A 2,115-nucleotide genomic window follows, 5' to 3' on the forward strand; every position below is an offset into this window, starting at 1 on the left:
AACCTTGGCTCAAAACAAAGCGGCAAGTATCAAGGCATGCTAAATTTAAGCACACTAAATTTACTTGGATTTAACGAAATTTTTAGCTTCTCACGTGGCAAAGATATATTTAAAAAATATGAGGTCACAAATAAATTTAATGGCGCCACTGATCACGGGGCTTCAAATAACTATTATTATGGCTTTACTGTCCCATTTGGCTACTTCATGCTTGAGTATGAAAAGAGTAAATATGACTACGCTCAGATCATAAATGCAGCATACAACCTCTACACATATAAAGGTAGAAGCGAGAGTGACTCACTAAGCCTTGCTTATACATTTTATAGAGACTCAAATTTTAAAAATAGCGCTTATGTAAAGCTATTTAAGAGAAAAAATAAAAACTACCTAGAGGACTACGAGCTAGATAACCAAGCTAGAAGAAATGCTGGATATGAGGTAGGTGTAAAATCAAGCTGGAGCTCATACAACCAAGCTTTTAGCGCCAAGCTAGCTTACAAAAAGGGCACTGGTATATTTAGATCACAGCCTGATCCTTTGGAGGATAGCGGTGAGGCTACATCTAGGTTTGCTCTAATAAATTTAAACCTAAACTACAAATATAAATTTGAACTTCCACTAAGTTATGATCTAAATATCAACGCAAGATATGGTCTAAATAAACTAAGCTTGCAGGATAAATTTAGCATCGGCTGGTATCACAGTGTTAGGGGCTTTGACGGGGAGAGCTCGCTTGTTGGAAACCACGGAGTAAGCGTAAGAAATACCCTCTCATATAACTACTATAAGAGCAACTCTGTCTATGCAGGGCTTGACGCTGGCATGGTAAGAGCAGCAAGTAGCGGCATAAAGGATAAAAACACCCTTGCAGGATACGCCATAGGTCTAAGAGGCAGCATAAAAGCCTACAACAACCTAAGCTACGACATATCTGTCTCAAAGCCTCTTTATAAACCAAAGAGCTATGAAACTAAATCAACAAATGTAAATTTCATCATAAGCTACGAATTTTAAGGATAAAATATGCTAAAGAACAACCAAATTTCAAATGCACAAAAACCTAGCCTTTTAACCATAGGCTTAAATTTCTACGTAAGTCTCTCTTTGCTACTTTCTACCGCGCCAGCATTAGCAAATGAGCCAAGTATCATAGCTGACCCAGGTGCTAGCAACCGCCCTGATATACTAAAAGCTCCTAATGAGACGCTAATAATAAACATCACAAACCCTGATAGCAAGGGCGTTTCTATAAATGAATATAGCAGGTTTAACACGCCAACCACTGGCACCATCCTTAATAACTCTAATAAAAACATAGACACTAAGATAGCTGGCCAGATAGATGCAAACTATAGGCTAAATAAAGAGGCAAGTCTTATTATCAACAAGGTAAATTCAGCTGAGAAATCATCTTTAAAAGGAAATTTAGAGGTAGCTGGAAGCAGGGCTGATGTGGTCATAGCAAACCCAAATGGCATAAGCGTAGATGGTCTAAATATGATCAACTCTCGCTCACTCACACTAACAACAGGTAGTATCAATAAACTAAGCCCTAAAGAGATAGAGCTAATATCTAATAACTCTATCGACATCGTAGGGGACGGCCTAAACGATAAGAGTAGCGACTACACAAATGTCATCTCAAATGCCATAAATTTAAACTCAAATATCCACGCAAATGAGCTAAATATCATCGGTGAAAAGGCGGTTGCTTCAAGCAATGGCAAACTATATAACGACGTAAAAACTAAAAACCAAGAAAACAGCTTTAGCCTAGATAGTAGCGCACTTGGCGGTATGTATGCTAATAAAATCAAGCTAGTTGGCACAAGTAACGGCGTAGGTGTAAATAATAACGGCCTAGTTATAGCAAATAACAACATAGAGATAAGCCTTGATGGCGACATAGTTAATGCTGGCGCTATCGCTTCTAATAAAGAGGCTAAGATAGAGGCAAATACTATAACAAACAAAGATGAAGCGCTAATAGCAGCCAAAGAGAGCCTTAACATAAAAGCAGACACTTTGGTAAATACCTCAAGCCAAATTTATGCTAAAGATATAAATGTAGAGGCTAAAAAGCTGGTAAATAACTCAAGCTCGCAGGCTAGG

General features: G+C 38.1%; 2 protein-coding genes. Both read left to right on the plus strand.

What is annotated here, in order from left to right:
- Positions 1 to 1,017, plus strand: a 1,017-nt coding sequence (locus UNSWCS_RS10445) for a ShlB/FhaC/HecB family hemolysin secretion/activation protein (RefSeq protein WP_035144014.1), incomplete at its 5' end; no start/stop codon positions are given.
- 9 nt (positions 1,018 to 1,026) lie between these two features.
- A partial coding sequence (locus UNSWCS_RS10450; protein ID WP_035144015.1) for a filamentous hemagglutinin N-terminal domain-containing protein occupies positions 1,027 to 2,115 on the plus strand: 1,089 nt, incomplete at its 3' end.

The sequence above is a fragment of the Campylobacter concisus UNSWCS genome, assembly GCF_000466685.1.
In the GTDB taxonomy this organism is placed as follows: Bacteria; Campylobacterota; Campylobacteria; order Campylobacterales; family Campylobacteraceae; genus Campylobacter_A; species Campylobacter_A concisus_A.